Raw genomic sequence first — 15,515 nt, 5'->3', positions numbered from 1 at the left:
TGAGACAGGCCCCCCCCCCCGGCGCGCGGGGTGGCGGGGCCTGTGCGCTGGGCGCGAATGGGCTCAGTTCTGCTCGGCCTCGGCGGCGGAGTCGTAGTGCGAGGTCTCGAAGCGCTCCTGCGCCTCGCGGACCAGGCGCTCGGCCTCGTCCTTGCCGGACCAGCCCTCGCCCTTGACCCACTTGTTGGGCTCGAGATCCTTGTAGCGCTCGAAGAAGTGCTGGATCTCCTTCTGCTTGAAATCCATGATGTCGTCCAGGCCCTGGATGTGGTCGTAGCGCTTGTCCGTGGACACGCACAGGATCTTGGCGTCGCCGCCGGCCTCGTCGGTCATGTTGAACACGGCCACGGGACGGGCCTCGACGATGACGCCCGGCATGATGTCGACATCGAGCAGCACCATGGCATCCAGCGGATCGCCGTCCTCGCCCAGGGTGTCCTCGAAGTAGCCGTAGTGGGACGGGTAGCCCATCGAGGTGAACAGCACGCGGTCCAGGCGGATGCGCCCCGTCTCGTGGTCGATCTCGTACTTGACGCGGGATCCCTTGGGGATCTCGATGGTGACGTCCAGCTCCATGGCTGCTCCTCCGGCTCCGTCGGCTCTCTGTGACTCGTTCGCCTCTCAGGGTAGCCGCCGCCGGGCCCGCCACGCAGGTCGCCTGCGGCGGGGCGGGCGGCAACGGCACAATGGGGGCGTGAGCTCCGAGCATGATCCCCGCTTCCCCGACCTCTCCGAGGACTCGGACGACGCCCCGCGCACTCGACGCAGCCCCTTCGTGACGGTGATCGCCGTGCTCGTGGTGCTCGCGATCGCGGCCTCGCTGATCATCTCGGTCCCCGGGGCCTTCGCCGGGGCCCAGGAGGGCAGGATCCCCGAGGTCGCCTCGCCCGAGCAGGACCGGGCCGGCGGCGCGCTCGACGACGAGACCCGAGACGGCATCCGCGCCGCGATCGAGGACTCGACCGCCGGGGCCTCCGGGGTGATGGTGATCGATCCGGCCTCGGAGGAGGTCCTGTTCGCTCAGGGCCAGGGCGAGGACCTCGTCCCGGCGTCGAACCAGAAGATCCTGACCCTGTTCGCCCTGCTCAGCAGCACCGGACCGGACCAGCGCCTGGCCACCGCCGCGGTGGCCGGCGAGACCTCCAATGACGTGGTCCTCGTAGCCGGCGGCGACACTCTCCTGAGCCCGGGGGAGGGCGACCCTGGGGCTGTCATGGGCCGGGCCGGGATCGAGGACCTGGCGGTCTCGACCGCTGAGGCCATGGTCGAGGATGTCGATCCGCAGCAGCCGGTGCGCGTGGCCGTGGATACGAGCCTCTTCTCGGGGCCCGAGCTGAATCCGGCCTGGCAGGCCGGCGACATCGCCTCCGGGCAGATCGGGGCGATCGCGCCGCTGGCCTTCGACTCGCATCGGGTGCCCGGCAGGGGAGGGGGCTACGACGCCGATCCCGTCGCCTCGGTCTCCGAGGCCTTCGAGGAGAAGCTGGCCGCCCAGCTCGGCGAGCGCACGGGCCGGGACGTGGAGGTCGAATCCGCCGGAGAGCTCGACACCGGTGCAGATCCGATGCTGCCGGCCGATCAGCAGGAGGGCGTCACGGAGCTGGCCCGGGTGGAATCGGCTCCCGTGCAGGAGCAGGCCGGGGTGATGATGCGCGAGTCGGACAACCGCCTGGCCGAGACCCTGGGGCGGGTCGCCGCGGTCTCGGCCGGGCACGACGGCAGCGTCGAGGGTCTCCAGCAGACCCTTCGCGAGAGCGCGCGGGAGGCGCTGGGGCAGGAGGCGGTCGAGGGGCTGAGCGTGGTCGATGCCTCGGGGATGACCATGGACAACAGGGTCAGCGCCGAGGTCCTGGGCGGACTGCTGCGGATCGCCGCGGCCGATGAGACGGGCCGCTTCGCCCCGATGGCCGGGACCTTCCCGGTCGGCGGCGTCTCCGGCACGCTCGCCGAGCGCTTCGACGACCCCGACGAGGCCGCTGCCCGCTCCGTGACCCGGGCCAAGACCGGCACGCTGAACGTGGTCACCGCCCTGTCCGGGCAGACGATCCGTCCCGATGGCCGCCCGGTCGTGGTGGTCGTGGTCTTCGACGACGTGGAGGACACCGGCGCCGCCCGCGATGCCGCCGATCGGCTGTACGCGCTCGTGGCCGCCGACGGGGCCTGAGCGCAGCGACGACTGCGGGGATCGTTCGGGGCGAGCCGCCACGGGCCGCCCCAGCATCGCGTGGGCTGTCGCCGCCGTGTGTTCCCATGGGCGCATGAGCACCTCCGCCAGCACCTCGCCCGTCGAGCGCTCCGGGCTGATCCACTGGCCGAGCGCGGCCCGGATCGCGGCGCGCACCGCCCCTCCGGGGCCCACCCCGGAGCCCGAGCAGCTGCGGACCGCGGTGGCCTCGATCCGCGGGCACGCCGAGGCCTCGGTCGAGCACGTCCACGCCATCTCCGGGCTGGCGGCTGCGCGCGGGCTCCACGACGCCCCCGTGGTCGTCGTGGACCGCGCCGGCTGGTCCCGGGCGAACACGGCGACCTTCGAGCTGCTGCTCGAACCGGCGCTGGTCGAGCTGCGGCGGGCCCGGGCCGATCGGCTGGACCGCGGCATGAACGCCGAGTTGGTACGGAGCTTCGCCGGCCGTGCGGCCGCGGCCGAGGCCGGCGGGCTGATGGCGTATCTGTCCACCAAGGTCCTGGGCCAGTACGACCCCTACGCCGGGCTGGTCTCCCCGGAGGCCGCCGAGCGGTTCCCGGGCGGGCGGCTCATGGTCGTGGCTCCCAACGTGCTGCAGATCGAGCGGGAGCTGAACGTGGAGCCCCACGACTTCCGGCTGTGGGTGTGCCTGCACGAGCAGACCCACCGGGTCCAATTCGCGGCCGCTCCGTGGCTTCGCGAGCAGTTGATCCGGGACATGCGCGAGCTGACGGTCTCGCTGTCCGGGGATGCCGACGGGTTCGGGCGCAGGCTGTCGGCCGTCGGGTCCTCGGCCGGTGCCGCCGTGAAGCGCATGCGCCGGGGCAGGGCTCAGGAGCCGCGGGAGCAGGACTCGCTGCTCGGCCCGCTCGGCGCCGCTCTGGATGAGCGTGAACGGGAGATGCTCGAGCGGACCACCGCGGTCATGAGCCTGCTCGAGGGCCACGCCAACTGGGTCATGGACGGGGTGGACTCCTCGATCGTCTCGTCGGTGAAGACCATCCGCCGGCGCTTCGAGCGCCGGGCCGACCTGCGCGGGCCGCTGGATCGGGCCGTGCGCCGGCTGCTGGGGCTGGAGGCCAAGGCGGCGCAGTACGTGCAGGGCCAGCGCTTCGTGACGGAGGTCGTGGAGGCCGTGGGCCGCGAGGCCTTCAACCAGGTCTGGCTCGGCCCGCAGAACCTGCCCTCGGCCAGGGAGATCCGCCATCCGCAGGAGTGGGTCGAGCGGATGGCCTTCTGAGTGCGTTCGCGTGCGGTTCGTGACCTGACTGTGACACAATTGCAAAAGTGAGCACCGAGAACATCGATCAGCAGATCAAGCTGTACGGCCAGCCGCTCTCCGAGCGGTTCGGGGCGGTCGTCGGCGCCTACGGCATCACCCAGCGCCGCCTCGCAGAGGTCCTGGGGCTGTCTGCGCCCATGCTCTCGCAGCTGAACTCCGGCCGCCGCATCAAGATCGGCAACCCGGCGGTCTACGAGCGCCTGGTGATGCTCGAGCAGCGTGCCGGCACCTCGGAGATCGAGGAGGTGCTCAGCCAGGTCGAGAAGTCGCAGCCGGTGCTGACCACCACCCAGATCCAGTCCGGGATCCACGGCGAGTCCAACGCCGTGTCCGCGCTGGCCTCGGTGGTCCCGCGCTCCGAGCTCGAATCGGCGCTGGCCGCCCTCGGTGAGTCCACGCCCACGCTGTCCAAGGTGCTCGAACTCGCCCTGCGGGAGGCCCGTCACCACGAGTCGGCGACGGGGCTGAGCTGACCCAGAGGGGCCGGCGCGGCCGACTTTCGCAGGACGTCGCCCAGGCGCGCAGGGCCGTGCTGAGCACCCTCGAGCACGCCTTCCCGTCCGAGGCCGGAGCGCATGCGCCGGCTCGAGCTGCCTCGTCGACGCCCGCTCACGCGGTGGACCCCGGGCTGGTGCTCGTGGGCCTGTCCGGCGGACCCGACTCTCTGGCGCTGTCCGCCGCTGCCGCGCACTGGGCCCGGAAGGGACGTCTGCGCGTGGGGGCCGCGGTGATCGACCACCGCATGCAGGAAGGCTCGGCGCGGGTGGCCCAGCGCGCCGCCGAGCAGGCCCGGCAGCTGGGCCTCGATCCCGTCGAGATCCGCGCAGTCGACGTCTGCGACCGCGGCGAGGGCCCCGAGGCCGCCGCGCGTGCGGCCCGCTACACCGCCCTGCACGAGCTCGCCGCCGCCCACAGCGCCCGCGCGATCCTGCTGGGGCACACCCTCGACGACCAGGCCGAGTCGGTGCTGCTCGGACTGGCCCGCGGCTCGGGGACGCGCTCGCTGTCCGGCATGCCCCGCGTGCGCAGCGACGGCCCCGTCCCCGTCCTGCGGCCGCTGCTGGAGCTGCGCCGCAGCCAGACGGAGGCGATCTGCGCCGCCGAGCAGCTCGAGCCCTGGCACGACCCCGCCAACAGCGACCAGTCGATGCTGCGTGCCCGCGTCCGGGCCGCGGTGCTTCCCGAGCTCGAGCGCCAGCTGGGTCCCGGGGTGGCCGAGGCCCTGGCCCGCACCGCCGCGATCGTCGGACCGGACGCCGAGCTGCTCGAGACGCTGTCGGCGCAGGTGCTCGAGCGCGCCGTCGTCGCGGACCCAGGTCCGGACCATGGGCGGGTGGAGGCGCAGCAGCGCAGCCGGGCATCCGACGGCGGGGCGGCCGTCGTGCTGTCCCTCGAGGTGCTGCAGTCCGAGCCGCAGCCGCTGGTGCGTCGCGCGCTGGCGCGGGCCTGCGTGCGCGCCGGAGGGGAGCACCCCACGCACGAGCGGCTCGCCGCCCTGCACGAGCTCGCCTCGGGGCACGGGGAGGCCGGGCCCGTGCAGATGGCGGGTAGGGTGGCCGCGTACAGGCGCCGACCCCGCTGCGGCGGCGGCCGAGCAGGGACGCTCGAGCTGGTCCTCCAGACGCGCTGAGCGGCACGCAGCCGCAGGCTGTGCGGGTGTCCCCACCGGTCCTCACCGCATGACGGCCAGGCCACAGGCGTGTCGCCGCGCACCCCCACGGCGGTACGGAAGCGGACAAGGAGAGCCGTGAAGTCCGAGCATGCGCAGGGGGACCTCGCAGAGGTCCTGCACACCAAGGAGGAGATCGATCAGCGGGTGGCCGAGCTGGCCGCGCAGATCGATGCCGACTACGGCGACAGCGACGTCCTGCTCGTGGGCGTCCTCAAGGGCGCCGTGATGATCATGGCGGACCTGTCCCGGGCGCTGGCCGGGCAGTACCCCATGGACTGGATGGCCGTGTCGTCCTACGGCTCCGGGACCAAGTCCTCGGGCGTGGTGCGGATCCTCAAGGATCTCGACACCGATCTCACCGATCGCCACGTGCTGATCGTCGAGGACGTCATCGACTCCGGGCTGACCCTGTCGTGGCTGCTGGCCAACCTCAAGTCAAGGGGCGCCGCCTCGGTCGAAATCTGCACCCTGCTGCGCAAGCCGGAGGCCGCCAAGGTCGAGATCGACGTCCGCTACGTCGGGTGGGACATCCCCAACGAGTTCGTGGTCGGCTACGGCCTGGACTGGAACGAGAAGTACCGCAACCTGGACTGCATCGCGGTGCTCTCCCCGGACGTCTACTCCTGAGGCTGTCCGCCGACGGGTGAACGCCCGGTCCGCAGCACGGCGCTGAGCGGACCGGGCGATACCCTTGCACATCAGGCTCCGGCATGCCCGGCGGCCTCGCGACGCATCGCGGACGGGAAATGCGAAGAGAGGACCCACGGCCTTGGCCACTGCGAAGAAGAAGAAGAGCTTCCTGAGGGGACCCTTCATCTGGGTTCTGCTCGCTCTGCTCGTCCTGATCCCGGTCCTGTCCACCCTGACCTCCGGCGGAGGCAGCCGAGTGGACACCAATGTGGGGCTGCAGCTGCTGCAGGACGACAAGGCCACCGAGGCCAAGATCTACGACGGCGACCAGAAGGTCGAGCTGACCCTGGCGGAGGACTACTCTGCGGACGGGCGCGACTACGGGCGCAATGTGGAGTTCTTCTACGTCGAGCCGCGCGGCGAGCAGGTGGTCCAGGCCATCGATGACGCCGGTCTCGAGGGCTACACCGATCAGCCGGTGCAGACCAACTGGTTCCTGTCGCTGCTGCAGTTCATGCTGCCGTTCCTGATCATCCTGGCGATCTTCTGGTTCATCTTCTCCCGCATGCAGGGCGGTGGCTCCCAGGTCATGAAGTTCGGCCGCTCCAAGGCCAAGAAATTCGACATGGACAACCCGCAGGTCACGTTCAAGGACGTGGCCGGTGCGGATGAGGCCGTGCAGGAACTCGACGAGATCAAGCAGTTTCTGGTCGAACGCGACCGCTACACGTCCCTGGGCGCCAAGGTCCCCAAGGGCGTGCTGCTCTACGGGCCTCCCGGAACTGGCAAGACCCTGCTGGCCAAGGCCGTGGCCGGAGAGGCCAGCGTCCCGTTCTTCTCGATCTCCGGCTCGGACTTCGTGGAGATGTTCGTGGGTGTGGGCGCCTCCCGCGTGCGCGATCTCTTCCAGACCGCCAAGGAGTCGGCCCCGGCGATCATCTTCGTGGACGAGATCGACGCCGTGGGCCGTCAGCGCGGTGCCGGCATGGGCGGCGGCAACGACGAGCGCGAGCAGACCCTGAACCAGCTGCTCGTGGAGATGGACGGCTTCGAGGCCGACACCAACGTCATCCTGATCGCCGCGACCAACCGCCCGGACGTCCTGGATCCGGCGCTGCTGCGCCCGGGCCGCTTCGATCGCCAGATCGGCGTGGATGCCCCGGACATGAAGGGCCGCGAGCAGATCCTGCGCGTGCACTCGGAGGACAAGCCGCTGCACGAGTCGGTGGACCTGCGCTCGGTGGCCAAGCGCACCCCCGGCTTCACGGGCGCGGAGCTGGCCAACGTCATGAACGAGGCCGCGCTGCTCACCGCCCGCTCGCACGCCCAGCTGATCGACGACCGCGCGGTCGACGAGGCCATCGACCGTGTGATCGCGGGACCGCAGAAGCACTCGAGGCTCATGAAGGAGCACGAGCGCAAGGTCACCGCCTATCACGAGGGCGGCCACGCCCTGGTGGCCGCGGCACTGCGCAACACCGATCCGGTCACCAAGATCACGATCCTGCCGCGCGGCCGGGCGCTGGGCTACACCATGGTCATGCCGGCGGACGACAAGTACTCGACCACCCGACACGAGCTGCTCGATCAGATGGCCTACGCCATGGGCGGGCGCGCCGCGGAGGAGGTCGTGTTCAAGGACCCGTCCTCGGGTGCGGCCAACGACATCCAGAAGGCCACGGACACCGCCCGCAAGATGGTCACGCAGTACGGCATGAGCTCGCGCGTGGGCTCCATGAAGCTCGGCGGCGACGACAGTCAGCCGTTCATGGGCCGCGGCGGCTCGGAGGAGCGAGGCTACTCGGAGGCCACGGCGGCGATCGTCGACGCCGAGGTCCGCGAGCTGCTCGAGAACGCCCAGAACGAGGCACACCGGATCCTGGTGGACAACCGCGAGATCCTGGATCGCCTGGCCCTGGAGCTGCTTGAGCGCGAGACCCTCAACGAGGCCGAGATCGCCGAGATCTTCGCCGACCTGGTCCGCCAGCCCGAGCGCGAGCAGTGGATCTCGGCCGAGGGCCGCCCGCAGTCGGAGCTGCCCCCGGTGACCACCTCCCGCGAGAAGGAGGAGCTGGCCGAGGCTTCCCCGCAGGAGCGCGAGCGCTTCGAGGCCATGCCCGGCGAGGGCGAGGACCCCGAGCAGCGCGAGGCCGGGCAGCGCCACGACGCATCGGACAGGGACTCGACCGATGCGTCCGCGACGCACGACGGCTCCCGGGCAGACCGCGCCCGTCGCGACGGCTCGCACGCCGCCGGGGCGGAGGACGCCCCCTGGGGCGAGGACGCCCCCGACGACCGGGAGCGTGGCTGAGCGATGGAGAACCAGGACCACCTGGCGGTCGGCGGCGGGCCCGGCGACCTCGCCCCGGTCGATCAGCCGCGCATCCGGGCGGCGGTCCGGGAGATCCTGGCGGCGATCGGCGAGGACCCCGACCGCGAGGGCCTGCTCGAGACCCCGGATCGGGTGGCTCGCGCCTATGCGGAGATGTTCTCCGGGCTCGCCCAGGACCCGTCGGAGGTGCTCAGCGCCTCGTTCGCCATCGGTCACTCCGAGCTGGTGCTGGTCAAGGACATCTCGTTCTACTCGACCTGCGAGCATCACCTGGTGCCCTTCCACGGCAGCGCCCACGTGGGCTACATCCCGGGGCCCTCGGGTCGGGTCACGGGGCTGTCCAAGATCGCCCGGCTCGTGGAGGTCTACGCCCGTCGACCGCAGGTCCAGGAGCGGCTGACCACCCAGATCGCCGACGCCCTGATGCACGAGCTGCAGGCAGCAGGTGCGATCGTCGTGGTGCAGTGCGAGCACCTGTGCATGTCCATGCGAGGGGTGCGCAAGCCCGGCGCCTCCACCGTGACCTCGGCGGTGCGCGGCCAGCTGCGCGAGCCCGCCACCCGTGCAGAAGCCATGAGCCTGATCCTGGGAGGCTGAGATGACCACGACGCCCACATCTGCACAGACCGCCGCCCAGCCCGGAGCCGTCCGCGGCGAGCTGGGCTGGGGGGACTGGGCGGGGCTGCCCACCGGACGCACGCTCGTGATGGGCATCCTCAACGTCACCCCGGACTCCTTCTCCGACGGTGGCCGGCATGACTCGCACCAGGCCGCGATCGCCCACGGCCGGCTGCTGGCCTCCCAGGGTGCGGATCTCATCGATGTGGGCGGCGAGTCCACTCGGCCCGGATCCCAGCGCGTGGACCCGCAGGAGGAGCGTCGCCGCATCCTGCCGGTGATCCGGGAGCTCTCGGATGCGGGGATCGTGCTCTCCGTGGACACCTTCAACCCTTCGACCGCCGAGGCCGCACTGGACGCCGGGGCGCACTGCGTCAACGACGTCTCCGGTGTGGCCGTGCGCGAGGCCATGATCCCGCTGGTCGCCGAGCGGCAGGCCCCCTACATCTGCATGCACTCCCGCGGGACCCCCGGGACCATGGACTCCCTGGCCGTCTACGACGACCTCGTGGGAGACGTCCTGCGCGAGATCGAGGAGGTCGCCCAGCGCTTCCTCGACGCCGGGCTGGATCCCTCGAAGCTCGTGCTCGATCCGGGGCTCGGCTTCGCCAAGGGCGGGCGCCAGGACTGGCAGCTGCTGGAGGCCCTGCCGCGGTTCGTGGACACCGGCTACCCGATCCTGGTGGCGGCTTCGCGCAAGCGCTTCATCGGCAATCTGCTCGGCGACGGCACTGCGCCGCGCCCGGCGGATCAGCGCGACGTCGCCACCGCGGCCATCTCCGCGCTGTCGGCCGATCGCGGCGCGTGGGGCGTGCGCGTGCACGACGTCGCCTCGAGCGTCGATGCCGTCGCGGTGGCCGGGGCATGGAACCGCCCGGTCGGCAAGGAGGGGATCGCGTGAGCGCAGATCGGATCGCGCTGAGCGGGCTCACCGCGGTGGGTCATCACGGGGTCTTCGACCACGAGCGCCGCGACGGCCAGGAGTTCTCGGTCGACCTGGTGCTGCATCTGGATCTGCGCCCTGCGGGCAGCTCGGACGAGCTCAGTCGCACGGTGCACTACGGCGAGGTCGCAGAGGCCGTCCACCAGGAGATCGTCGGCCCGCCGGTGGATCTCATCGAGGCGCTGGCCGAGCGGATCGCGGCCCGGCTGCTGGGCGAGCAGGCGCTGCTGGAGGCCGTCGAGGTCACGGTGCACAAGCCGCAGGCGCCCATCGCGGTGGACTTCCGGGACGTGGCCGTGACGGTGCTGAGGGAGCGGTCCTGATGCCGCGGGCGCTGATCGCCCTGGGCTCCAACCTGGGGGACCGCGGGCAGCTGCTGCGCTCGGCGGTCGAGAGCCTGCGCGCCGAGCCGGGGGTGGTCGTGGAGGCCGTCTCCCCGATCGCGATCACCGATCCGGTGGGCGGTCCGCCCGGTCAGTCGCAGTTCCTCAACGGCGTGCTGCGCCTGAGCACGGAGCTCTCTCCCCGGGAGCTGCTGGCGCTGTGCCAGCGCATCGAGTCCGAGCACGACCGCGTGCGCGTGCAGCGGTGGGGCCCGCGCACCCTGGACCTGGACATCATCGACTACGACGGCGTGGTGCTGGATGACCCCGAGCTGAGCATCCCGCATCCGCGGGCGCATGAGCGGGCCTTCGTGCTCTTCCCCTGGGCGCTGCTCGAGCCCCAGGCCGAGCTCGCCGGGCGCAGCGTCGCCGAGCTGGCGGGACAGGCCCAGGACGCCCAGGGCATCCGCGCGCAGACCTTCCGCCTGGAAGAGGCTCCGGGCGAGGATGAGACCGCGCAGGACTGAGTCTGCACACGACCGAGATGACGCCGCACGGGGCGCACGCACGGCTGGGCCGGCGGCGGCCAGGACGAAGACGGAGGCAGGACCATGGTGAAGGGGCTGACGGTGCGGCTGCTCGCGGTGCTCGCGGCCGCCGCCTTCATGGCCGGCTGGATCGCCCAGATGATCTCCGGCGCTGTGCACGGCCCGCTGCTCGCCCTGCCCGTGGCCTCCGGGATCGCGCTGCTGGTCTTCGCGGCGATCCTGCTGATCGCCGGTCTGCGGGTGCGACGGCTGCGCGACGGCGACCGCGAGGTCCGCATGGATCGCACCTGGGGGACCGTGGTCGCGGCGCTGGCGCAGGCGGTGGCCGTGCTGGGCGCCCTGTGCCTGGGCTGGCACGCCATGCTCGCGGTGGATCAGGCCGCACTGATCTCCCTGCGCACCGAGCAGGGGCCGCTGTGGCGCTGCCTGTTCCAGGTGGGCGTGGGCGCGGCGCTGGCCGTGATCGGGTGGACCGTCGAGCGCTTCTGCCGCATCCCGCCGGAGGACCCGGAGGCGGAGGCCGACGGCGCGACCGAGCGCGGTCCGGGCCGCACGGCTGAGGAGGGCGGGCTCGCTCGCGGGAGGGACTGAAGGCCGCGCGCAGGATCCTTCGCGCGGATGATGCGTCAGGCGGCAGCCAGCTCCTACGGTGTGGCCTGACCTTCGCTTCGAGTGCGCTCATACCCCGAGCCGCACCAGGCAGCGACCCCGACCAGGAGAACCGCGACCATGAGCCATGACCCCGGCAGCGCGCCGCGACTGCGCGGCGAGGATCCCGCCACCCTCCCGGCCCCCGGACCGCAGGACGGGGGCTGGAAGGGGCTGGACCCCCGGTACATCCGGGTGCGCGTGGTCTCCGAGCTGATCGGCTATCTGATCCTCGTGGCGGCGGTGGGCTGGCCGCTCGTGCTCAAGCTCGTGGGCGTGTGGGCCGAGGCCCCCTGGTGGGCCGTGCTGCCGTGGCCCCTGGCGGCCGTCGTGCTGTGTTTCGTGCAGCTGCTGCTCACCCCGCGGCGCGTGCGCGCCTACGGCTACCGCGAGGACCCGGACGACTTCCTGGTCCGCAAGGGCCTGCTCATTCGCACGCTGGTCGTGGTGCCCTACGGCCGCATGCAGTACGTGGATGTCAGCAGCGGACCGATCCTGCGGATGTTCGGGCTGTCGTCGATCACGCTGCACACCGCCTCGGCGCAGACCGACACGGAGCTGCCGGGGATCACCGCCGAGGAGGCCAGGAGACTGCGCGAGAGGCTCACCGAGCGGGGCGAAGCCCGCCTGATCGAGCTGTGAGGGCCGAGCAGATGTCCGAGCACACCCGCGCGCAGCACTCGCCGGCCCAGGCCGTGGAGGCGCAGCGCTCGGAGGTCGAGCCGACGGGTTCGTCCCGAGACGCAGAGGCACATCAGCCGGACTCGGCCGAGGACTGGCACCGCCTCCACCCGCTCTCGCCGCTGATCCGCGGCTGGATCGTGGTGCTGGCTGTCCTGGGCGTGCTGCTGTCCAACGTGATGGACGACTTCTTCCGCGGCGACGGCCCCGGTCTCAACGACTCCGCCGAGGGACTGCCCGGTTGGGCCTCGATGCTCGAGGGCACCGTCGTGTGGGTCGTGATGCTCCTGGCCGGTCTGGCCGTCGTGGTGGTCCTGCTGGTGATCGTGGCCCTGTTCTCGCTGGTGGCCTGGTGGTTCACCAGGTACCAGATCACTGAGACGCATGTGCGCCTGCGCCAGGGCGCCCTGACCCGACAGGAGCGCCAGACCCGCCTGGACCGGGTCCAGGCCCTCGACATCCAGCGGCCCCTGGGCGCACGGATCTTCGGCCTGGCCGAGCTGAGCTTCGAGGTCGCCGATGCGGGCGAGTCCGCCGTCGTGCTGCGCTACCTCACTCACGCCCAGGCCCGACGGCTGCGCTCGCAGCTGCTTTCGCGCAGCCGTCCGCAGCCGGAGGACTCCGCCGAGGCCGAGGGCGCCGAGATCCCGCTGCCCTGGGCAAAGCCGGCCGTCCCGGCGGCCGCCCAGGACGACGACGGCGAGCAGCTGCTGCTGCGCGTGCCCGTGTCCCGGGTCCTGCTGTCCTGGGCGCTGAGCCCGTCCATGGTGATGCTCGTGCTCGTGGGGGGCTCCGCGCTCGCGGCGGCGATCTTCGTCCCGGAGTTCATGGGCGCCGCCTTCGCGGGCTGGATCCCTGCTGTGGTGGGCCTGGTGGTCTCGCTGTTCCAGCGCCTCGAGAAGACCTGGGGCTTCAGCGCCTACCGCACTGACAGCGGGCTGCGGCTGCGCTACGGACTGCTCAACACGGTCTCGCAGACCGTGCCCACCGGCCGGATCCAGGCGCTGATGGTGAACCGCCCCGTGCTGTGGCGTCGACCGGGATGGAGCCGCGTGGCGATCAACGTGGCCGGCTACGGCGATCCGTCCGAGGAGATGAACGGCTCGGGGCGCACCACGCTGATCCCCGTGGCCACCGACGAGCACCTGGCGATCATGCTGGCCGAGGCGCTGGGTGCCGACGAATCGCGCGATGCCTTCGAGACGGTGCGCCATGGGCTCAGGGGTGATCTGGTCAACGACCCCGAGTCCCGCTTCACGGTCTCGCCGCGCCGAGCAGTGCGGATCTCCTGGATCGTGCGCCGTCGTCGGGGCTTCGCGGTGACCGCGCGGGAGGTCGTCACGATCGACGGCAGGCTCTCACGCACCGCCTGCCTGGTCCCGCACGGGAAGATCCAGTCGATGGAGATCTCGCGGGGGCCGCTGGCGCGCTGGCTGGACCTCTCCGAGGTCAGCCTGCACTCGATCCAGGGCCCGGTCAGCCCCACGATCACGGCCATGGACCGGGAGACCGCCGAGCGCTTCGTGGCCGAGCAGTCGCAGCGCGCCCGTCAGGCCCACACCCTCGTGGGTGCCGGGCGCTGATGCGTCCGCGCAGCGCCATCGACCGTCATAGGGTGGTGGCGCTGCGCAGGAGCGCCGCAGCGGCACCGCTGCAGGGCCGGTCGGAGGCGTCGCAGCGATCGTGCGCCCCGACCGCCGCAGAACCGAGAGCATGCAGGAGAAGACCGTGAGCGAAGCCGCCAACCGCCCCGGGCGCCTGGGAGTCGGGGTCATCGGGGCAGGCCGCGTGGGAGCCGTGCTGGGGGCCGCTCTGCGTGCCGCCGGGCACGGTGTCGTGGGGGTCGCCGCCGTCTCGGAGGCCTCTCGGGAGCGCGCCGAGCTGCTGCTGCCCGAGGTCCCCATCCTGTCCCCGCAGCAGATCGTGGAGCGCGCCGAGCTCGTGCTGCTGGCCGTTCCCGACGACCAGCTGGCCGATCTGGTGAGCGGGCTGGCCGCGACCGGGCACTGGCAGGCCGGGCAGCTCGTGGCCCACACCGCCGGGCGATGGGGAGTGGAGGTCCTGGAGCCGGCGCGGCAGGCCGGGGCGATCGGGCTGGCGATCCACCCGTCCATGACCTTCACCGGACTGAGTCTGGACCTGCCGCGACTGAGCGGCTGCGCCTTCGGCGTCACGGCCCCTGCTGCGGTGCTGCCGATCGCGCAGGCGCTGGTCATGGAGATGGGCGGCGAGCCCGTGGTCATCGCCGAGGCCGACCGTCCGATCTACCACGCGGCGCTGGCCCACGGCGCGAACCACCTCACCACGATCACCGGCCAGGCCCTGCAGCTGCTGGGGGAGCTGGGCCTCGAGCAGCCCGAGCGGGTGCTCGGCCCCCTGGCCCGGGCCGCGCTGGACAACGCGCTGTCGGTGGGGGAGTCGGCGCTGACCGGGCCGGTGGCCCGAGGCGACGCCGGCACCGTCCGCGAGCATGAGCAGACCCTGGTCGAGCACGCGCTGGGCACCGGTCAGCAGGACATCGCCCGGGCCTACAGGGCGCTGGCGGCTCTGACAGCCGAGCGCGCCCGGGATCGCGGCATGCTCACCCAGACCCAGCACGATCAGGTCCTCGAGGCGCTCGGGCGCAGCCGGGGCGAGGATCGCGGCAGCGGCACTGCCGGCTCGGACGTCGGGCACAGCCCCGCTGATCTCGAGGGCGGCCCTGCGACCGAGGCGCCGACGCAGCGCGCAGCCGCGGGAGCGTCGGGCCCCGTCGTGCTGCGCGAGCCGGGGCAGCTGCGCGCCGCGGTGCGACGGGAGGTCGCCCAGCGGGGTCCGCAGCTGTCCATCGGCTTCGTGCCGACCATGGGCGCGCTGCACGAGGGCCACGCGCATCTGGTGCGCCGGGCCCGCGAGGAGAACGATCTGGTGATCGTCTCGATCTTCGTGAACCCGCTGCAGTTCGGCCCGAACGAGGACTTCGAGCGCTATCCGTCGGATCTGCCCGGCGACCTGGAGCTGCTCGGCGGGCTGGGCGTCGATCTGGTCTTCGCCCCCGGTCTCGAGGACATGTACCCGGGCGGGGACCCGCTGGTGACCGTGAGCTCGGGGCGGCTCGGCACGGTGCTGGACGGCGCTTCGCGCCCCGGGCACTTCGACGGCGTCGTCACGGTCGTGAACAAGCTGCTGACCCTGGCCTCCGGGCGCACGGATTGGCCGCTGCGGGCGTACTTCGGGCAGAAGGACGCCCAGCAGCTGCTGATCGTGCAGCGGATGGTCCGCGACACGAACCTCGACGTCGAGATACGCCCGGTCCCGATCGTGCGGGCGCCGGACGGGCTCGCGCTGTCCTCGCGCAACGCGTACCTGGACGACGACGAGCGCCGGGCCGGGCTCGTGCTCTCGCGCACGCTGGGCGAGCTGGCCCGCGGGGAGATCGAGCTGCTGGAGGCCCGCCGTCGGATCGACGAGGAGCCGATCGCCGACGGGCGCACGGTCGAGCTCGACTACCTCGTGGTCGTGGACCCCCAGACGCTGGCCGAGATCCCGCCGCGCCCCGGGGCGCTGTCCCTGGTCGCCGCGCGCGTGGGGACCACGCGGCTGATCGACAACCGGGAGATCGAGGCCGCGCACCGTCCGTGAGGCGGCTCTCACCACAGGGGGAGGCCCGGGGG

At 72.1% G+C, this 15,515-nt stretch carries 15 protein-coding genes and 1 pseudogene; 15 read left to right on the top strand and 1 reads right to left on the bottom strand.

Annotation, left to right across the window (positions count from 1 at the left end):
- Positions 1-63: 63 nt before the first annotated feature.
- A complete protein-coding gene (locus M3E84_RS10830) occupies positions 64-576 on the bottom strand; it encodes an inorganic diphosphatase (RefSeq protein WP_259896175.1) in 513 nt (170 codons plus the stop codon).
- Between the two features lie 118 nt (positions 577-694).
- Between M3E84_RS10830 and M3E84_RS10825 the strand changes: the two genes are divergently transcribed.
- The 15 genes and pseudogenes from M3E84_RS10825 (at position 695) to panC (ending at position 15,483) form a co-directional block, all read left to right on the top strand.
- Entirely contained in the window at positions 695-2,164 is a 1,470-nt protein-coding gene (locus tag M3E84_RS10825) for a D-alanyl-D-alanine carboxypeptidase (RefSeq protein ID WP_259896174.1), read from the top strand.
- Between the two features lie 94 nt (positions 2,165-2,258).
- Complete coding sequence (locus tag M3E84_RS10820; RefSeq protein WP_259896173.1) at positions 2,259-3,425, top strand: zinc-dependent metalloprotease; 1,167 nt, start codon at positions 2,259-2,261, stop codon at positions 3,423-3,425.
- 47 nt (positions 3,426-3,472) lie between these two features.
- Complete coding sequence (locus M3E84_RS10815; protein WP_259896172.1) at positions 3,473-3,940, top strand: DNA-binding protein; 468 nt, start codon at positions 3,473-3,475, stop codon at positions 3,938-3,940.
- A gap of 56 nt (positions 3,941-3,996) precedes the next feature.
- The gene (gene tilS / locus M3E84_RS10810) at positions 3,997-5,097 is read left to right on the top strand and encodes a tRNA lysidine(34) synthetase TilS (protein WP_259896171.1); all 1,101 of its coding nucleotides are present in this window, start codon (positions 3,997-3,999) and stop codon (positions 5,095-5,097) included.
- 117 nt (positions 5,098-5,214) lie between these two features.
- Positions 5,215-5,766, top strand: a complete 552-nt coding sequence (hpt, locus tag M3E84_RS10805) for a hypoxanthine phosphoribosyltransferase (RefSeq protein WP_259896169.1) — start codon at positions 5,215-5,217, stop codon at positions 5,764-5,766.
- A 142-nt stretch (positions 5,767-5,908) separates the two neighbouring features.
- Positions 5,909-8,080, top strand: coding sequence for an ATP-dependent zinc metalloprotease FtsH (ftsH, locus tag M3E84_RS10800; protein ID WP_259896168.1), 2,172 nt, complete (start codon positions 5,909-5,911; stop codon positions 8,078-8,080).
- Positions 8,081-8,083: 3 nt separating this feature from the next.
- Positions 8,084-8,698: a GTP cyclohydrolase I FolE gene (gene folE / locus M3E84_RS10795; RefSeq protein ID WP_259896167.1), complete on the top strand. Its 615-nt coding sequence runs from the start codon at positions 8,084-8,086 to the stop codon at positions 8,696-8,698.
- Between the two features lies 1 nt (position 8,699).
- Positions 8,700-9,620, top strand: coding sequence for a dihydropteroate synthase (gene folP, locus M3E84_RS10790; RefSeq protein ID WP_259896166.1), 921 nt, complete (start codon positions 8,700-8,702; stop codon positions 9,618-9,620).
- Positions 9,617-9,985: a dihydroneopterin aldolase gene (gene folB, locus M3E84_RS10785; RefSeq protein WP_259896165.1), complete on the top strand. Its 369-nt coding sequence runs from the start codon at positions 9,617-9,619 to the stop codon at positions 9,983-9,985. The genes folP and folB overlap by 4 nt, the downstream gene beginning before the upstream one ends.
- Positions 9,985-10,512 carry a 2-amino-4-hydroxy-6-hydroxymethyldihydropteridine diphosphokinase gene (folK, locus tag M3E84_RS10780; RefSeq protein ID WP_259896164.1) on the top strand — a complete coding sequence of 176 codons (528 nt, stop codon included), beginning with the start codon at positions 9,985-9,987 and terminating at the stop codon, positions 10,510-10,512. The genes folB and folK overlap by 1 nt, the downstream gene beginning before the upstream one ends.
- 84 nt (positions 10,513-10,596) lie before the next feature.
- Positions 10,597-11,124, top strand: a complete 528-nt coding sequence (locus M3E84_RS10775; protein ID WP_259896163.1) for a DUF3180 domain-containing protein — start codon at positions 10,597-10,599, stop codon at positions 11,122-11,124.
- A gap of 138 nt (positions 11,125-11,262) precedes the next feature.
- Positions 11,263-11,823, top strand: a complete 561-nt coding sequence (locus M3E84_RS10770; RefSeq protein ID WP_259896162.1) for a PH domain-containing protein — start codon at positions 11,263-11,265, stop codon at positions 11,821-11,823.
- 11 nt (positions 11,824-11,834) lie between these two features.
- The gene (locus M3E84_RS10765) at positions 11,835-13,445 is read left to right on the top strand and encodes a PH domain-containing protein (RefSeq protein WP_259896161.1); all 1,611 of its coding nucleotides are present in this window, start codon (positions 11,835-11,837) and stop codon (positions 13,443-13,445) included.
- 130 nt (positions 13,446-13,575) lie between these two features.
- Positions 13,576-14,481, top strand: a pseudogene (locus tag M3E84_RS10760) (Rossmann-like and DUF2520 domain-containing protein); the annotation flags it as partial.
- 135 nt (positions 14,482-14,616) lie between these two features.
- Positions 14,617-15,483 carry a pantoate--beta-alanine ligase gene (gene panC / locus M3E84_RS10755; RefSeq protein WP_259896179.1) on the top strand — a complete coding sequence of 289 codons (867 nt, stop codon included), beginning with the start codon at positions 14,617-14,619 and terminating at the stop codon, positions 15,481-15,483.
- Positions 15,484-15,515 lie beyond the last annotated feature (32 nt).

This window comes from Kocuria sp. p3-SID1428, from assembly GCF_025149945.1.
Classification (GTDB): domain Bacteria; phylum Actinomycetota; class Actinomycetes; order Actinomycetales; family Micrococcaceae; genus Kocuria.
Note: the sequence above shows the minus strand (reverse complement) of the source record. Positions and strands in the feature narration are given on the sequence as shown.